The following is an 18,145-nucleotide window of genomic DNA, read 5'->3' as shown; positions in this document are numbered from 1 at the left end:
ATGCAAGGCCCGACGGTTCGCGACACCCCCTCAAGAAAAAATCATTGCGACTTCTGGCGGGTCTCGCCAGGGCCTGCGGATGAATTCTCCAGGCCGAGCGGGCCGTGAGGGCCGAAACCGGCCTTCGGATCGGATCGGATCGGATCGCTCGGTCGAACAGACCATCCCTCGAAATCCAGAAGGAGGACGCTGATGACGGCGATCACGAGAGTTGTCTCCAGCCGGAAGTTTTTCACGTACTGGTTTGGCCTCGGTGTCCCGCCCTTTCTGATCGGGGCCGTGGCGATCGCCTTCGTTCATGGCCTCTGGCTCGGTCTGGCGACGACCGCCGTGATTCTGGCCTGGCTCGTCGAGACCTTCCGCACGACCTGCTCCCGCTGCCCCTTCTTCGGCACGGGCCGCTGCGGGCTGCCGGGCCTGATCGCCCCGCTCCTCTTCACCCGACGATCGGGCTCGGTCTCCTCGCGCCGCATCCGACTGCACCTCGCTGCCGACCTGGGCATGATGGCCATCGTCAACGCAATCTATGGGCTCGAACCCATTTTCCTGCCTGCGGTGCTCCTCTGGTCCCTCGTCGCGCTGATGACCGTCTACGGCCCAAAGCGGTTCCACGGCCTACTGTTTCAACTCAAGACCGAAGCAAAGGGCCTGCCCATCATCGAATTCCCATCCCGGTCGGCCCCAACATCCTCGGTCCCGCCCCGAGCCTCCCAGGGGAGCCGACGATCCTGATCCGGAAACAAGAGGAGAGGCGTGACCCCTGCCCGCGTCGAGCACCTTGGCCCTTCGAAATCCGTCCTCCTCCCTCAGTTTGTGTGACTGAAACCCCTCCTTCTCACGATCCTTTCTACGGTGAGTCCTGTTTCCGACCCCTCGCGTTCCTCGGACCGATCTCGGATTTCGTCACGGCTTGTCGATGGCTTCCTTTGAGACTCGGCGTTCTTGAAGTTTCATGATTGATTGCATTTTCGATTCGAGGTTCTCGCCTGGCCGACTGAGGTGTCGACCATCCCCAATTGTCTCGAAACGAACGGCCTGGTTTTCCCGATGTTCCTGCCATGAAACACGTTCCGTTCTTCCCCCCTTGGCGCACCCAGGGCGCACCGACCGGCGCACCCGCAAGCGCACCGACCGGCCAAATCGTTCGGGTTCGTTCCTGCCGAGCCAACTGCTCCGACCCGTGGAACCGACGAGCACGGTTGCCGAAACGAACTCGGGCGCATCGTCCGAAACCTTCGATCCCTCAACCCGTTACGCGAATTCTCCCTCCCCGATCCGAAGCGCACCCAAAGGCGCACCGGCGTGCGCACCGACCTAAAGCGACCGATGCTCGCCCGCGAGGCCGAAGCATGTGCCCGACGCGGAGGGCCGAATCACGTGACGCCTCGGCCGATTGTCCCGGTCCGCCTCGACAAGGGTCGACGAGGCCGTTGTCGAACGCCCTCCCGAGCGATACGGTAATTCCCAATCCGGGCCGGGTCGCCCGTTCCCCCCTCGATTCGATCGACCCGATCGTGAGCGCCAACCCCATTCCCGATCCGCGTTCGACTTCAGGACCCTCCGCACATGTCGATTCTCACGCTCGCCAGCTTCCTCGCCTTGATCGTTGCGTCGACCCCCCAGGCGGATCCCCCTGCCGGAGGATCGCCGACGATCAACCGCATCTTCGGACCAGAAATCGAGACCGGACCGTACAAGCATCCCGCCTGCATGGACGAGCTGGCCAACGGTGATCTCTACCTCGTCTACTACGGCGGCGCGGGCGAGTACGCGACCGACACGGCCGTCTACGGCTCTCGCCTCGCCAAAGGGTCCGACGCCTGGACCTTCCCCGAGGTCATCGCCAAGGACCCGCTCCGATCGGCCGGCAACGGGGTGATCTGGCAAGCGCCCGACGGCCTCGTCTGGCTCTTTTACGTTGTCCGGTTCGGCGAGACCTGGTCCAGCTCCCGCATCCAGTTCAAGGTGTCCCGAGACGGCGCACAGACCTGGTCCGACGCTTCAATCCTCGCCACTGAGGCCGGCATGATGGTCCGCAACCGGCCGATCGTCCTCGACGATGGCTCCTACCTGCTCCCTGCCTACTTCGAGACCGGCGAGGACACGGAATCAGTCGGACCCGACACCTGCTCGGTCTTCTACCGCTTCGACCCGGCCGACCCCTTCGCCGGCTGGCAAGAGCTGGGCCGCATCCGGTCGGCCCGCGGGAACCTGCAACCCTCCCCCGTGCAACTGCCCGACGGCCGGATTGTTGCCTACTGCCGACGCGGGGGCGACTACGGCCCCACCACCGACGGCTACATCATCCGCGCCGAGTCGGACGACCGCGGCCAGACCTGGACCGAAGGGCTCAACTCCGAGTTCCCCAACCCGAACGCCGCCGTCGACTTCCTCAAGCTTCAGAGTGGCAACCTCCTGCTCGTCTACAACGACAGCATGACCCGTCGCACCCCGCTTGCCGTCGCCCTCTCGACCGACAACGACGCCTCCTACCCTCACCGCCGCGTGATTGCCGACGGCGACCGCGACTACGGCTATCCGATCGTCTTCCAGGCCCGCGACGGCCGGATCCACCTCGTCTTCACCTCCGACCGCCGATCGGTCGTCAATCACGCCATCTTCGATGAGTCCTGGGTCCTCGGTCAGGAGTAATGACCTCGATCAACCGTCCCTCTGTCCCACTGGCCGATCGGTTCTGTCTCCCTCTCCCCGCCCGTGGGGAGAGGGTTGGGGTGAGGGGTCCTCGTGTTCCACACCAGGCCCGGACCCTCGTCCCAGCCTCCCCATCCGAACTCAAAATTATAGATGAATACTGATGTGATGGCGCGATGGACCACGAAGGCCCGGTCCCCCTTGCTCTTTGACAATCCGCCCCGTTTCGTGACCGTACTCAATTCCCCGATCCCCCCGCGCAGGCGGCTCGGCCTCAGTTTCGATCCGGTTCCCGAGGCCCTGCCGGGTGAGCGGGACTTCCCGGACGGAGCCGGAAATCCCCCCCTTCAGGATCGACAAAGCCGGGGTCCACACCCGATCGCCCCCCGTCTTCCGGCAGGTCGAGCCTCGGGCTCCGCTGCGGAGCATCGAGGCAGTACCAGACGTTCCGGGCCATCGTGAAAGTCTCCGGAGCCGTGTTCGGACCGATGTTAATGGGCATGACCATCTCGTCGGATCGGTAAGCGATAATGTTGTTCATGAATTGCCCATTGCGACTCGGCACGAAGTTTGGCCCGACACTCTCTTGCAAGATGCGGAGCCCGAACCGTCCCGGCCGGTAGAAGACGCAGTGCCGAACAACCGCCCCATCGACCCCGACAAACGCCACCCCCGCCTGACCGCCGATCACAACGCAGTCCTCGACGAGCAGGTCTTTCGCCTCGTACCCCGGATCGAGCGGCCGGAAGAACGGTGTTCCCGTGCTGCCGCCGAGGTTCAACGCACGGTCGCCCGACTGCTCGAACCGGCACCGCCTGACGGCGATCCTTGCGGTCCCTCCCTTGCCTTGCACCCCGTTTCCCCCCCGGCCGCCCCCGTTCCGGAAGACGCAGCCGACGATCTCGCCGTCGTGGCACCCGACCATGTCGACGCCCGACCCGCCCGACCCCCAGCGCTCGATCGTGCAGTCCTCGACTCGGAACATATCGACGCCCGAGAGCTTGATTCCATCTCGATTCCCATCCGGCCCCACGTCCCGCACGACCAATCGACGTAAAACGATGTGATGCGCCGTCCCCTCGCCCGACCCGCCGTCATCGATGTTCAGGCCGTTGCCGGTCGCCCCTTCGAAGACCATGTCCCGCAGTTCCACATGGGCCGGACCGCTCAGTTGAAACGCAGAGCCGCCCCCCCGGATTACCGGAGGCCGTTCCGGGTCGGCCGCCGTAATGACGATCGGCCTTCCCGGCTCGCCGGTCAGATCACGGACGAATGTCCCCCCCTCGTACACTCCCGGCTCCAGGGCAATCGTCATTCCCGGCCTGGCCGATTCCAGAGCCCTCCGCAGTGCTCCGACATCGGCGACGGTGACTCTCTGGCCTTCCGCCACCTGCTCCGGCTGGCCCGCTCTCACCGTCGTCAGCATCACCGCAAGAAGGGTTGTGATGGTAATCATTCGTGTGCTCCGATCGAAAGGGCGGCGGCGAGGACGCGGCCGGTGGGGGTGTCGGTCTGGGCGATCGTCTCGGGAGGCCCCTCGGCGACAATCCGGCCGCCGGCGTCTCCCGCGCCGGGGCCGAGGTCGATGATCCAGTCGGCACAAAGCATCAGCTCGGGGTTATGCTCGACGAGGATCAGGGAATGCCCGAGATCGGCCAGGGTGTTGAGGCAGTCGATCAACGTCAAGACATCCGAGGGATGCAGGCCCGTCGTCGGCTCATCCAGCAGCAAGAGGGACGACGGCAGGGCCGACCGGGTCGCGGCCGAGGCGGCCGAGGTCGGCAGGAACGACGCGAGCTTCAAGCGCTGGGCCTCGCCGCCGGAGAGGGTCGAGGCCGGCTGACCGAGCCGGAGGTAGTCGAGCCCGACTCCCATCAACGGTCGCAGTTTTGCCTGGACCTTGGGCCGGTTCTTGAAGAAAGCGAACGCTTCGCGGACGGTCAGGTCCAGCACCTCGGCGATCGACTTGCCCCGGTAAGTCACTTCCAGCGTTTCTGACCGGTACCGAGTGCCGTGGCACTCGGGACAGCGAACCATTACATCGGAGAGAAACTGCATGTCGATGATCTGGTGGCCGTTCCCCTCGCACGCCTCGCATCGGCCTCCGGGCACGTTGAAGCTGAACCGGCTGGGGCCGTAGTTCCGCAACTTGGCCTCGTGGGTGGCGGCAAAGGTCTTGCGGATCTCGTCGAACGCCTTCACATACGTCGCCGGATTCGATCGGGCCGACCGGCCGATCGGCGATTGATCGACGAGGATCACGTCGTCGATCGACCCGGTGCCGAGCAGCTCGCGGAACGGTTCCCCCGGCTCGTGCTCTCCCTTCAGGCGGCGGACCAGGGCAGGGTAAAGGGTGCGATCGACCAGCGTGCTCTTGCCCGATCCGCTCACCCCCGTCACGACACAGATCAGACCCAGCGGAAACGAGACATCAAGATCTTTGAGATTGTTTCCTGTCGCTCCTCGGAGGGTCAGGGTCTTCTCCTTGGTCGGTGCTCGACGCCGGGCAGGTGGCACGACCCGGCGACGCCGGGCCAGAAATGCACCCGTGGCCGACTCGGGAGCGTTGGCCAGGCCATCGGGAGGGCCGTTGTACAGGATGCGGCCTCCCATCGCTCCCGCGCCGGGTCCGACATCAACGATTCGGTTGGCAGATCGCATGATCGCTTCGTCATGTTCAACCACGACGACGGCATTCCCTCGGTCGCGAAGATCGACCAGGGTCGAGACGAGCCGGTCGATGTCGCTCGGGTGCAAGCCGATCGAAGGCTCATCGAGAACGTACAAGGTATTGACGAGTCCCGATCCGAGCGCCCTTGTCAGGGCAACCCGTCGCGTCTCTCCTCCCGAGAGCGTTCGGGCCTGGCGGTCAAGCGTCAGGTAGTCGAGGCCGATGCGTCCGAGATAGCCGAGCCTTGCCCGAACCGGGTCGATCGCGCGTCGGGCGATCGACCTGGCCATGCCTTCGGTCGAGGCGAAGGCGTCGATCACGGCTCGGGCCTCGCCGATCGGCAGAGCCGAGAGGCTTGCGATGTCGAGGCCAGCGACCTTCACCGCCAGGGCCTCGGGCCGAAGGCGAGCCCCGCCGCAATCGGGGCAGGGGCGGTAGCCTCGCCATCGACTCAGGAAGACGCGAATATGCATCTTGTACGTCTTCCGCTCCAGGGCGTCGAAGAAGCGGCGAAGCCCGGCAAACCCGTTCCTGGGTGCTCCTTCGAGGATCAAGCGGATCTGCTCCGGTTCCAGGAACTTGAACGGCCGGTCGGTGGGGATCCCCAGCGTGGGAGCAACGCGCACAAGGTTGTCCAGATGTTCCCGGTAGTTCGGCGTCGTCCAGGGAGCGATCGCCCCGGCCTCGATCGACTTCGATCGGTCGGGGACGATCCGATCGAGGTCGAGGTCGATCACCCGGCCGAATCCCTGGCAGGACGGGCAGGCACCGATCGGGCTGTTCGGGCGGAACAGACGAGGCTCGGGGGCCAGGTGATCAGTGCCGCACCCAGCGCATCGCCAGCCGCGGTAGAAGGTCCGAACCTCCTCCTCGGCGATCACCCGGCAACGGCCGAGGCCACGATCGAAGGCCGTTTCGATCGAGTCTCCCCGTCGTCCCGAGTCTTCGCGCCCTCGGACGAGCCGATCGACGATCACATCGACCGAAGCCTCGCCGACCGGATCGGGGATGGGACCGTCCTCGATCGTCTCGACCCGATCGCCGACCCGGACGCGCAGGAAGCCGTCCTCTCGCAGCAAGGCGGCCAGGGCGGTTCGGTCGGTGTCCGGTCGGATCTCCAGCGGGAAGCCGATCTGGTAGCGAGTCCCCTCGGGCAACCCTTCGATGGCGGCGACCACCGAGCCCGTGTCGGCTGGTCGGACCTCCAGTCCGCAGTGCATGCAGTTGACCTGGCCGAGCCTCGCGTAAAGGATCGCCAGATAGTCATGCACCTCGGTGACGGAGCCGACCGTACTCCGGCTCGATCGCTTCCCCTGGCGTTGCGAGACGGCAATCGCGGGGGGCAGCCCCTCAATCCGGTCGGCCTCGGGCGTGTCGAGCGTTTCCAGGAACTGCCGAGCGTAGGGGGAGAAGGTCTCAACGTAGCGCCGCTGGCCTTCTGCGTAAAGGGTGTCAAATGCGAGCGAACTCTTCCCCGACCCGCTGACGCCCGTGAAGACGATCAGCTCGTTTCGAGGCAGGTCGAGGTCCACTCCTTTGAGGTTGTGGACCCGGACCCCTCGCAATTGCATGACGCGATCGGTTCGGGCGTCGGAGGAGACGAACGGTGGAGTCATCGGGCCTCCGACGCGAAAGGTCGTTCTCGAACGCGTTCCGTCCCGTCTCGGTCAACCCTGCGGGCCGCCGAGGCCGGGGAGGTTCAGGCCGGGGGGGAGGCCGCCGCCGGGGTTGAAGCCGCCGGGCCCGAAGGAGGGAGGGGGAGCGGCGGCGTCGGAGGCGTCGGGCGTGCCGGCGGCCTTGAGGAAGGCGTCGCGATCAAGGGCGATCTTGCGAAAGTCGTCGCCGGGGACGACGAAGTACCAGTTGGCGAACTGGCGGTTCAGCTCGGCGACCTTCTCCTTGCTTTCGTTGATCCGGCGCTGGCGGGCCTCCTCCTTGCGTTGGGCGTCGGCGGCGAGCTTGGCCTCGGCCTCCTGTCGGACGGGGTCGTCGGGGGCTCGGGCAAAGACGTCGTCGGGGAGGGTGCCGGAGGCGTCTGCGTCGTCGTCGTCGCTGGCGAGGTAGGTCTCATCGAAGGCGACGGAGACGATGAGGTAGCGACCTTCGGTCTGGCCGGATTCGGAGGATTCGGCATCTGTGGATGCGTCGTCGGGCTCGGCCTCAGCCTCGGCCGAGGCGTCCTGATCCTCACCGACGCCGGCGGTCAGCTCGTCGCCGGTGGCGAGGGTGATCTCGCCGAAGCGGAGGGTCGTGACGATCCCTTCGTCGTTGGCCAGGGTCAGGCTCCCTTCATTCGAGAGCAGATCGCCTTGCTGGGTCGGGTAGAACCCCTTGCTGACGAGGGATCGGAGAATGGCGTTGCGGGCGCTGGGCAAGGGGCGAACGCCGACGATCTTCAGGGAGTCGACCGCCCGGATCAGGTCGCCGACCTTGCTGGAATCGACCTCCTGGTCGGGCCCGAGGCCCTCGATGATCCACTCGTTGGCGTTGTCTCGGTCGATGACGAGCGGATCGCCGGGACGGACGACGAAGGCGCCGTCGTTGGTACGTTCGTCAGGGTTGACCTTGCGGGTGTCGTAGGAGATCAGGCGGGTCTGGGGAGCGGAAGCGTTCAGTAAGTCGGTGTCGATCCAATCGGCGAAGCGGGTGGTCAGGTCGAGGTCGACCTCGGCCGCATACACCCGATTCTTGCCGGGGATGCGGACGTAACGGAGCCCTTCGCGGTCGGGTACGGGTCGGCCGAGGATGAGGTCGGCCATCGCCTCGCCACCGGGAGTGCCGCGGAGGGTGATGCGGGTGCCTCGGCCCTTGAGGGTGGTGATTTTCTCGTCCATTGGGTCGATGACGCCGAGTTCTTCGTGATCGCTGGTGCGGTCGGAGCGGATGGCCCCCTTGGTCAGGTCGGCCACCTGGGCGGCGAGGCGGGCCATGCGGTCCTGGGCGTCGGCCGGGTAGTCGTGGTGCGAGGGGATCGTCCAGTCGCCATCGCGGAATTCGACCTGGAAGGGGCGGACCTCGGCGGTGTCCTCGTCGTAGGAGACGACCTCGAGGACCTGAGCGGCGAGCGGGTCGGCCTCGACGGCCTCGGCGAACGAGGGGAAGAAAGGGTCCCCCTGGTCGTCGAACCCGGCCCCCGGGCCTCGCCAGTCGGGGAGCCAGGTGGCCAGCGAGGCGGCGGCCAGCGTCACCAGGGCGACACCGGCGAATGCGAGCGTCTTGGCGGTTTCGTTCATGGTGGTGGCTCTTTATGGGAGTAGGCGGTAGGCAGTAGGCAGAGGGAAGTCAGAAGAAGACAGAAGGCAGTTTCCGATCTCCGGCCTCTTCCTGTCTGCTGCCTACCGAGTATTGCCTACTGCGATCATGCCAATCGGTTCGGGTTGGCGCCGCGGTTCTCGCGGCGTGAGCGAATGATGGCGACGGCGATGCCGAGCGCCAACGCGGGCAGGGCGGGGACGATGGCGGCGGCCATGCGGACCTGGCCTTGGATGGCGCGAAGCTGTTGTTCCTTGGCGGCGATGCTGTCCTCGATCTTGCGGAGCTTGGCGTCCTCGATGTTTGCCTCGGCCACGTTCAGGCGGCGTTGTTCGACCTCGCGGACCTGGGCGAGCATGACCTGCTTGGTGCGGTCGTCCAGCTCGGTGTTGGCATCGATCGCATCGATTTTCTCGTTCATCCGAGCGCGAGCGGCCTCAAGTTGATCGTCGGCCTCGTCTTCGGCCTCGCGCTCCTGGGCCAACCGATCGGCCTCGAAAGCGCGGTCGGCGGCCTCAAGCCGCGTGAGGGTCCGATGGCGTCGGCGTTGCTTGCGCAGGTCGATGAATGAGTCATCACCCACCAGAGTGTCGACGCAGTTGAGCACGAAGGCCACGTTATCGAACTCGAGGTCCTCCGACCCAGCCTGGCGGAGCTGGAAGAAGGCGTCGGAAATCAGGTCGAGGTCCATGACGACGATCGCGTTGATGCCACCCTCAGGCTCGTTGTCGTCACCGTCACCTTCGCCTTCGCTCCGTCCTTTGCCTTCAAGGCGGGCGGCCAGGGTATAGGCGCGGTTCGTGGCCAGGCGGGTGGCACGGTCGGGGTCGATCCCCATGCCGAAGAAGCTGGGGCTGACCAGGCTGTCGAAGGGGGCAATTCCCCCCTCGTCGTTCGTCCGAAGCAACGGGGTGAAGTCGGTTTCGGCACTGCTCCGGGGCAGAACGTAGCCACCGAACAGGACGATCAGCTCTTGCAATCCTGAGGCGATCGGCTCGTTCGGGTTGAAGGCGTCGGCCGCACCGCTGGAAGGAGTGATGAACACATAATCAAGCGGAAGTTCCGTGAACCTCGGGTGTGGGTTGTACGGATTCCAGACGATCTCGGTTTGCGGCCAGTCGATGCCGAGCCGTTCGAGCAAGGGGGTTAGATCCCCCTTCGGCTCGGGGGGAGGTCCGCCACCAAACATGCCGCCGGGTTGTTCCTTCGGCTGGGTGGGTGCGAGCGACTTCTGGGGAGATCGGTCGAACTGGGGCAGGGGGTCCATGAACAGGAGGGTCGGTCCTCCTGATTCGACGTAGGAGACGAGGTTGGCGACCTGCGGCTCGGTCAGGCTCGACGGCTGCGGAACGAGCAGGGCGTCGAGGTCGCTCGGGATCGGCGCATCGGCCGGAACGCTGGTTACCTCGTACTGCTTGCGAAGCTCGGTAACGACCTGCCACTCGCGGTTCGAGGCCATCGAGCGGAAGTCGAAGCTGCCGAGCAGGCCGGCGTCGGTGTCGAGGATGCCGACCTTTTTGCGGTCGGCCCCGGCGACGGTCCGGATCGATCGGGTCAGCTCGTACTCGACCGGAAGGCCGCGGTCGAAGAAGGGGATGACCACCTGTTCGGGACCGCTCGTGAAGGCGACTCCCATGAGGATCTCATCAAACCCCTGTCGGGCGGCGCTGATGGTGATGACGCTGCGAGGGATGATGCCGTACTGCTGCTCGGCGCGTCGGGCTTCCTCGCCGTAGCGGTCGGTCTCGATCAGGTTGAGCTGGATCTTGCTGCCGCCGATCGCGGCGAACTCCTTGAGCAGGCCGATAAGGTTCTGCTTGGCCTCGACGTAGTCTCGCGGCACCTCGGGACTAAAGAAGGCCTCGATGAACACGGGGCGATCGCTCGGGATTTCCTTGATCAGGCGTCGCGATTCGCTGGAGAGGGTGTTGAGCCGCTCGGCGGTGAGGTCGGGCCGCCAGCCGGCTCGGGCGACGAGCGTCTGAAGGCTGAGAACGACGACGACCACCGAGACGATCCGGACGAGGGCGTGTCCCCACAATCCCGCGCTGCGTTCGCCGCCGGCCCAGTGCCGACGGCCGACGAGGGCGACGTTCACATATAGCATTGCCGCAGCAAGGCCGACGAAGTAGAGCACTCCCGAGAAGGGCACCACCCCTCGGCCGAACTCGCGGAACTGAGACGGGGCCGAGGCCGATTCGATCACCCGGGCCGCTCCTGCTCCCGACAGTCCGCCGAGCAGGTCGGCAAACACCGGGACGGCGCAGAAGAGTGCCCCCAGGATGAAGGCCACCGTCACATTGCCCGAGAGCAACGACGCGACCATCCCCACTGCCAGGAGCATCCCCCCCATCAGCCAGTAGCCGAGGAACGTCGCGAGCAGGACTCCCAGATCGGGCCGGCCGAGCCAGGCAAGTACCACCGTTAGCCCAAAGGCCAAAAAGCCGAGCGCGGCGGTGTAAATGCCGAGCGCGGCGAGGTACTTGCCGAGCACGACCTCCAGGTCTCGGGCCGGAAGGGTCAGCAGGAGTTCCTCGGTCCCCTGGCGCCGCTCGTCGGCCCAGACGCTCATGGTGATCGCCGGGATGAACAGCAGGAGCAAGTACGGCATCAGCTCGTTCAGCTGGCCGAGGGTTGCCAGGTTGTTGGCGAAGAAGGCATCGGGCCAGAAGGCGGCCACCGAGCTTGTGACAATGAACAGGACGATGAACACATAGCCGGCGACATTGGTGAAGTAGCGTGCCAGGTCGCGCCGGCAGACGGCCCAAACGACGAACGGCCGAGGGAAGGGCTGAGCACTTGCCCCCGCGGGCCGCTCGGGGGCGGTCGTCCGGTTTGATTCGTTCTGGATCGTCGTCACCGTTGCGGTCCCTCGAATCGAAAAAACTTGGAGAAACGAGTGTCTGTGCCTGTGTCTGGTTGCGATGGGCCAGGAATTTCAAAAGGGGTGGACCCGAGCCGATTCGGTAACCTCGGTTGCCGTCAAGGATCGGGCTCAGGCGGGCGAGGCGGTGAGCTGGTAGAACTTCTCCTCCAGCGAGGCGACCCCGGACCGCATCTCGGCTGGAGCGCCGTCGAAGACGAGGCGGCCATCGTGAATGAACAGGACCCGGTCGGCCACCGGCTCGACTTCCTGAAGAATGTGGGTCGAAACGAGAATCGTTTTTGATCGACCGAGGTCTCGGATCAACTGGCGGACCCCCTTGATCTGGTTCGGGTCGAGGCCGGAGGTCGGCTCGTCGAGGATCAGGACCTCCGGGTCGTGGAGGATCGCCTGGGCCATCGAGACGCGCTGGCGGTAGCCTTTGGAGAGCTTGGCGATCGGCTTGTAGGCGACGGTCGACAGCGAGCAAAGCCCGATGACCGTCTCGATCCGATCCTTCAGGGCCGACGCGCCCATGCCTCGGGCCCGGCCGAAGAATTCGAGGATCGCCATGGGGGTCATGTCGGGGTAAAGCGGTCCGTTCTCAGGCAGGTAGCCGAGCCGCTCGGCGGCGGCGATCCGATCCGTCTGCACGTCGATCCCGGCGATCGACGCCTGACCATGCGTCGGAGCGATGAAGCCGGTCAAGAGCCGCATCGTCGTTGTCTTTCCCGCGCCGTTGGGGCCAAGGAAGGCGACGACCTGTCCGCTCGGGACCTGAAAGCTCACATCGCGGACTGCCAGGAACGAACCGAACTGCTTGGTGAGGCCTTGGGCCTCGATCATCACGGGCGTGGTCATGATGCCAGAGCCATCCTTCACGCGACGCCAGGAGGGGTGGGTTGGTGTCAGGGCGTGGACGCCCCGGCTCGACGAGGCATGCTCGGCTCGAAGGGTCGGGAACGCCAACCGTGCAGATGACGATCGGCCCCCGTGGACCACTTGAGCGCAGAGCCGTTCGACCAAAGAGGCCTCGTCGGACCGGTGTGGGGTGTTTATCTTAGTGACGAGCCCCTCGGTTTCGCAACGGTCTCCAGTCGTTTCGGCCGTCCGATCGAGCTTCCAGGGCGGCGGGAGAGCCGGGCCGACGCTGAGAACTCGGGCGTCGAGCAGCGGATGACCGTGCAACCGTGTTTGGTCCGATCGAGTCGTCAAGGCAACGACGGAACTGGCTCAACGAGCGCGTCTCCGCCCTGTTTCTGTCCGATACGAAGGCACCAGAAAAATCGTTCGATCAAGGAGTCGGACGCCTCGTCGGTCCGAACCGAGTGTGCCGGGGTGGTGTCGAGCCTCGAACGGACTTCGACGCTCGGCCTTGCGAGGCCGGGAACGAGGCTCGTAGACTAAAGAGCACGATCGCGGGGAGAAACGGAGAAGAGGGGTTGGGTGGGGTCGACACGACCTCGGCCATCCTTGACGCTTCTCGACCGTCGAGCACGCGTGTGTTCCGTACGAATCAAGAACGCGGCGATGGCCCAGGCCTGGCCATTCGGCGAGATCGGCGTCTCAGGAGCGGCTCGGGCCGCCCGGTCGATCGGCTCGCCAGATCCAATACGGGTCGGCCGCACCGCCTTTCGAAGAGGAATCGATGTCCGAGACGAACCGCCCGGCCCGCGACCGCCACCGCCATCGCCACGTGCTGAGCGCCCTGGTCCAGAACCAGCCGGGAGTGCTGTCCCACATTTCCGGGATGCTGGCCTCGCGAGGCTACAACATTGACAGCCTGGCCGTGGGAGAGACCGAGGACCCGAACCTTTCCCGGATCACCTTCGTCGTCATCGGCGACGATAGCCAGCTGGAGCAGGTTCGCAAGCAGCTAGAGAAGATCGTTACGGTCGTCAAGGTCATCGACATTTCCCGAGAGGCGTTCGTCGAGCGCGACCTAATGCTCATCAAGGTCGATGCCTCTCCCGAGCGTCGGGCCGAGCTGCGCGGCCTGGTCCAGGACTTCCGCGGCCGGATTGTCGACGTCAGCCCCGAGCATTTGATCATCGAGGTTAGCGGCCAGGAGTCGAAGGTCGAGGCCTTCATCGAGCTGATGCGCCCCTACGGCATCCGGGAACTCGCCCGGACCGGCCGGATTGCCCTGGTCCGCTCCAGCCGCCCCGTGCGCACCGCCCCCGGCGAGGTCGTCGAGTCCGACACCGACAACGAGCCCGAGGAAGTCGTCGGCCACTCGCAGCTCTGAGCGACCCGCTGCGCTCGAAGTGCCAGGGAGGTCCGATGCGTTATTGCGGTCGTCATGCTCGGACCTTGATCGCGATCGGGGCCCTGGTGGTCCTCGGCCTGTCGTTCGGATGCAATCAGCCGCCGGAGCCTGGGGCAGACCCGGCTCCGGCTCCGGTCGAAGGCATCGGTAACGGCATCGACATGGATGGAGCCCGTGCCGGAACAGTCGGGGACGCCCCCTCTCTCTCGGTCGCCGAGCGTTACCTGACGATCCCTCCCTACGGAACGGAGCCGATCGACGAGAGCGGCTTTACTCTGGCCAGCAGGTTCAGCGGGCCGGTGAGCGATCGAGGGGATCTTGATCAGGTGGTCGCGTCGATCCGGGGGAGGAACCGCAGGGGAATCGAAGCGCTTCAGAAGCAGCTCGCGGCGATCGACCCGGAGAGCCTCGATGCGCCGCAGGTCCGCTCGACGATCGAGCGCGATATCGCTATCCTGTGGCTTTACGAAGGGGCGTTTGACCAGGCCGAGGTGTGGCTCGATCGGGCCTCGGAGTCGGCCGAGCATCCGCTCGTTTCGGTCGGCCTGAGGCAGAATCTGCTGGCCCTTCGAGGGGTGGCGTCCCTTCGCCGAGGCGAGACGGAGAATTGCATCGGTTGCGTCGGCCCCTCGACCTGCCTCTGGCCGATCGCGCCGGGGGCTGTTCACCTTCTGCCCGATGGAGCGAGCGAGGCAGCCGACTGGCTCTCGGAATACCTTCGCCAGCGGCCCGATGACCTGGCGATGCACTGGGTCTTGCAACTGGCGTTCGACCTGCTTGGCCGGAACACCTCGGGAGAGGACCGCCGCGTCTTGCCCCTGCCGACCCGAGACGACGACCAGACCTTCCCTCGGTTCCCGAACGTGGCTGAGGCCGCCGGATTGCTCTCGGCCGGGCCGGACATGGCCGGCGGCAGCGTCTTCGACGATTTCAATGGCGACGACCTACCCGACCTCTTCTGGACGAGCTACGAAACCGACCTCGGCCCTCGCCTCTTCCTGAACAACGGCGACAGCACCTTCTCCGATGCCTCGTCGCGATTCGGGCTCGATTCGTATGTGCTTGCCGTCAATTGTGCTCATGCCGATTTCGACAACGACGGGTTCCTGGATGTCATTTTGCTTCGAGGAGGCTGGGAGAACCCCGCGCCGATGACCTTGCTCCGCAACCTCGGCGGCGAGCGATTCGAAGACGTGACCGCCCGCGCTGGGCTTGCCGATCCGATCGCCAGCCAGTCGGCTGCCTGGGGAGATTTTGACAACGATGGACACCTCGACCTGTTCGTCTGCGGTGAAGCACGCGGCGGCGATCTCGACGCCTCCCGATTATTCCTCGCCCCCGACGCCCTCCGAGGCGATGCCGATCAACGCCGCTCTCGTCTCTATCGGAACCTTGGCGACGGCACCTTCCTCGACGTGACCGCCGAGGCGGGAGTCACCAACGCTCGATACGCCAAGGGTGCGAGCTGGGGAGACTTCGACAACGATGGATGGCCCGATCTCTACGTGTCCAACATGGCCGTGCCGAACCGTCTCTACCGGAACCTTGGCGACGGCACCTTCGAGGACATCGCCCCCGAGGCCGGTGTGCTCGGGCCCATCGACAGCTTCTCGTGTGGCTGGTTCGATTTCGACAACGATGGCCACCTCGACCTGTTCGTCACCGACTACTCGGCCGATCTGTTCGGCTTCGTGTTCGATCAGGTTGGAGAACCAACCTCCCGGCACCTCCGCCTCTATCGGAACAATGGCGACGGTTCGTTCTCCGACCTCGCCGCTCCGCTCGGCCTCAATCACGTCTTCCTGCCGATGGGTTCCAGCATCGGCGACCTCGACGGCGACGGCTTCCTCGACCTCTACCTCGCGACCGGACGGCCCGGCTATTCGTACCTGATGCCCAACGTCCTCCTGCGCAACGATTCCGGCCGTCGGTTTGTCGACGCAACCGCCTCCAGCGGGACCGGCCACCTGCAAAAAGGGCATGGCGTGTCGATCGCCGATTTCAATGGCGACGGTGCCGCCGATCTCTTCGTCCAGCTTGGTGGCGCGGTGCCGGGCGATCGCTCGTACAACGCCCTCTTTCAGAACCCCGGCCACGACCACCACTGGCTGACGCTCAAACTGGTGGGCACCCGATCGAACCGCTCGGCCCTGGGGGCTCGCTTCACGATCGACCTGCGCGACCCCGACGGCTCGACTCGATCGCTGCACCGGCTTGTTTCCGGTGGAACCAGCTTCAGCGGCAACGCCCTGAGCCAGACGATCGGCCTGGGCCACGCCTCGGCGATCGAGTCGATCACGATCCGATGGCCCGTGACCGGCTCGATGTCGCAGGTCCTGGACAACGTGCCAATGGACGGCGTGATCGAGGTGGTCGAGGGGACCGAGTGACCGGGGTTCATCCGCCGTCGATTCAGCCGCGAGCCGTCAGCGCCTCGGCCACGTCGACGACCAACCCCGGCAGGAGACGAGAGGTCGCCCGCTCCCCCCTGGCGAACGTGCCGTGCTCGACGTAGCTCGATGCACCTGGCTCCAGCCCCAGCACGAGGATGCGGCCTTCCTTCGGGTCGACGATCCAGTATTCCGGGATACCCGCCGCAGCGTATTCGATCCGTTTCGTCTCCACATCGTGCGAGCGGTTCGACTCGCTGACGACCTCCATGACGAGGTCGGCCCCCTCGGAGAACCGCTCTTCGGCCCGAGCCGCTCGCTCCTGGGCCAGGTACATCAGATCCGGCTCGCGGTAGGTCTCTGGGGCCACTCGGACGCAGTACGGGGCGACGAGGACGAGGCCGCCGACCCCCCGCTCGATCACGTGCTGTCGGACGGCCAGGAACAGGAACTGAACGATCAATTGATGGGTCAGGGTCGGCATCGGCAGCACCTCGACGAAGCCGTCCGAGAACTCGACGAGCCGGTTCCCCCGGCTCAGGTCGAAGTACTCCTGCTCCGACCACCCCCCCTGATTGGGGAACAGCCGGGCGATCTCCCAGGCCGGCTCGCCGGCCCGTCGCTGTGTCGGGGCGTGGCTCATCGATCGTCCCCGCGTCGGAGGTGTGTCGAAGATGGGCCAGCCGCCCCGATTCCGGCGGCCGGCCCCCGCGATCGTCAGCCTATCACGCCGTCGCCGACCTCTTCAACGCCGACCGTCGCTTCCGCACCGCTATGCCGATCATCCCCAGCCCGCCCATGCCCGCCAGGGCGAGGCTCGACGGCTCGGGGATGAACTGGGCGGTGAAACCATGCTGCCTGCCGTTCTCGTCGAAGTAGAAGCCGACGATCTTGCCGAAGTCATTGACTCCCAGGGCGTAGGTATCGAAAAGGCCCCCGTTGGGATTGGAGACGCCGAAGGTCGTGTAGCGGCCGCCGAGGTAGGTAAAGCCGAGGGTGCGGTTGAGCGAATCGACGAAGCTGCCGACGATCAGGCCCGACTCGTTGATGTCGAATGCGTTCGTGAAGCCACCGGCACCGGGCACGGCGAGGGTCGTGAAGGTCGTCCCGTCGTCGATGAAGCCGAGGGACCTGCCGGAGGCGTCGCGATAGTTGCCAATGAACGTGCCGGTGCTGGTGATTGCGTCGATCTCCGTGGAGAGGGCGCCCGGGACCGCGTAGGGGGTGAAGGTCGAGCCGTCGTAGAAGAAGCCCTGGCGGAAGCCGCTCGGGTCGTCGAATCGGCCGACGATCAGGCCGTCGTTGCGGATCCGGATCGGGTAGGTGTTCGGGCTGCCGGGCACCTGGATGACCGAGATGGTCGAGCCGTCTTTCAGGAAGCCCCGCACCAGGGTGTTGTCGGTGGCCGAGCGGAAAAGGCCGACGACCTGCCCCAGGTCGTTGATGCCCGCCGCGACGATGTTCGTCGAGTCGGGGATGGTGAAGGTCGTCGTCCCCCCGGTGTTCAGGTCGTGGATGAACGGCTGAATGAACTGGCCGGGCGCCGACCGAAAGTCGCCGACGATCTGCCCGGCGTTATTCACGTCCTGGATTGTCGTTCTCACCGTGCCGGGGAGGCTGAAGGAGGTGATATTGATGACCTCGGCGCGCGTTGTCGACGGCGCGGCCGCGACCAGCGCGGCGAGGGCCAGCAGGGCCGGGGCGATCCGGGTCCGGTCGCGGACGAGAGAGATGAGGGCGGGGTGGAGGGATCCGTGGTGCATCACGCGAGGGTTCCTTGTTGAAGTGTGTGTCCGTTGCCGATCGCCATCGGGGTGGCGTCCGGCCTTTCGAGAGCGCAGGGCGACCGGTCCGCCCTCGACTTGCGAGAGCGGCGGCGGAGAGTTCTCCCCCTGGGTTCAGATGCAGAGAGGCGGCCGACCGGACGGGCCGGATGTCGATTTTTTTCCCTGCGGACCTTCGAAGGGGTCTTGGGGCTTGATCGTCGGACCGGATCGCTTCCATACTGCTCGGGTCGGCCATGTGAGGGCCGAATCTGTGCACATGTT

Annotated in this window: 11 protein-coding genes; 4 read left to right on the top strand and 7 right to left on the bottom strand. The window is 65.6% G+C overall.

Annotated features, from left to right (window positions below):
* Window positions 1–192 precede the first annotated feature (192 nt).
* Complete coding sequence (locus HG800_RS19515) at window positions 193–732, top strand: hypothetical protein (protein ID WP_169978571.1); 540 nt, start codon at window positions 193–195, stop codon at window positions 730–732.
* 834 nt (window positions 733–1,566) lie between these two features.
* Window positions 1,567–2,652 (top strand): sialidase family protein, encoded by a 1,086-nt coding sequence (locus HG800_RS19510; protein WP_169978569.1) that lies wholly within the window; start codon window positions 1,567–1,569, stop codon window positions 2,650–2,652.
* A 274-nt stretch (window positions 2,653–2,926) separates the two neighbouring features.
* Here the strand turns inward: HG800_RS19510 and HG800_RS19505 are convergent, their stop codons facing one another.
* From HG800_RS19505 to HG800_RS19485, 5 genes are all read right to left on the bottom strand, one after another.
* On the bottom strand, window positions 2,927–4,108 hold the full coding sequence (locus HG800_RS19505; RefSeq protein ID WP_235963805.1) for a right-handed parallel beta-helix repeat-containing protein: 1,182 nt from the start codon (window positions 4,106–4,108) through the stop codon (window positions 2,927–2,929).
* A complete protein-coding gene (gene uvrA / locus HG800_RS19500) occupies window positions 4,105–6,939 on the bottom strand; it encodes an excinuclease ABC subunit UvrA (RefSeq protein ID WP_169978567.1) in 2,835 nt (944 codons plus the stop codon). The genes HG800_RS19505 and uvrA overlap by 4 nt, the downstream gene beginning before the upstream one ends.
* 51 nt (window positions 6,940–6,990) lie before the next feature.
* Entirely contained in the window at window positions 6,991–8,556 is a 1,566-nt protein-coding gene (locus HG800_RS19495; RefSeq protein ID WP_169978565.1) for a DUF4340 domain-containing protein, read from the bottom strand.
* Window positions 8,557–8,681: 125 nt separating this feature from the next.
* Window positions 8,682–11,435 (bottom strand): Gldg family protein, encoded by a 2,754-nt coding sequence (locus HG800_RS19490; RefSeq protein WP_169978563.1) that lies wholly within the window; start codon window positions 11,433–11,435, stop codon window positions 8,682–8,684.
* 135 nt (window positions 11,436–11,570) lie between these two features.
* Window positions 11,571–12,299, bottom strand: coding sequence for an ABC transporter ATP-binding protein (locus HG800_RS19485; protein ID WP_169978623.1), 729 nt, complete (start codon window positions 12,297–12,299; stop codon window positions 11,571–11,573).
* 787 nt (window positions 12,300–13,086) lie between these two features.
* On the opposite strand from HG800_RS19485, the gene ilvN reads away from it, so the two are divergent.
* Entirely contained in the window at window positions 13,087–13,686 is a 600-nt protein-coding gene (ilvN, locus tag HG800_RS19480) for an acetolactate synthase small subunit (protein WP_169978561.1), read from the top strand.
* 35 nt (window positions 13,687–13,721) lie between these two features.
* Window positions 13,722–16,097, top strand: a complete 2,376-nt coding sequence (locus HG800_RS19475) for a CRTAC1 family protein (RefSeq protein WP_169978559.1) — start codon at window positions 13,722–13,724, stop codon at window positions 16,095–16,097.
* A 22-nt stretch (window positions 16,098–16,119) separates the two neighbouring features.
* Here HG800_RS19475 and HG800_RS19470 read toward each other — a convergent pair whose 3' ends face one another.
* Window positions 16,120–16,740 carry a Uma2 family endonuclease gene (locus HG800_RS19470; protein ID WP_169978556.1) on the bottom strand — a complete coding sequence of 207 codons (621 nt, stop codon included), beginning with the start codon at window positions 16,738–16,740 and terminating at the stop codon, window positions 16,120–16,122.
* 82 nt (window positions 16,741–16,822) lie between these two features.
* The gene (locus HG800_RS19465; protein WP_169978554.1) at window positions 16,823–17,860 is read right to left on the bottom strand and encodes a PEP-CTERM sorting domain-containing protein; all 1,038 of its coding nucleotides are present in this window, start codon (window positions 17,858–17,860) and stop codon (window positions 16,823–16,825) included.
* Window positions 17,861–18,145: the final 285 nt, after the last annotated feature.

It is taken from the genome of Tautonia rosea (assembly GCF_012958305.1).
Lineage (GTDB): Bacteria > Planctomycetota > Planctomycetia > Isosphaerales > Isosphaeraceae > Tautonia > Tautonia rosea.
This window is presented reverse-complemented; position numbering and strand designations above follow the sequence as displayed.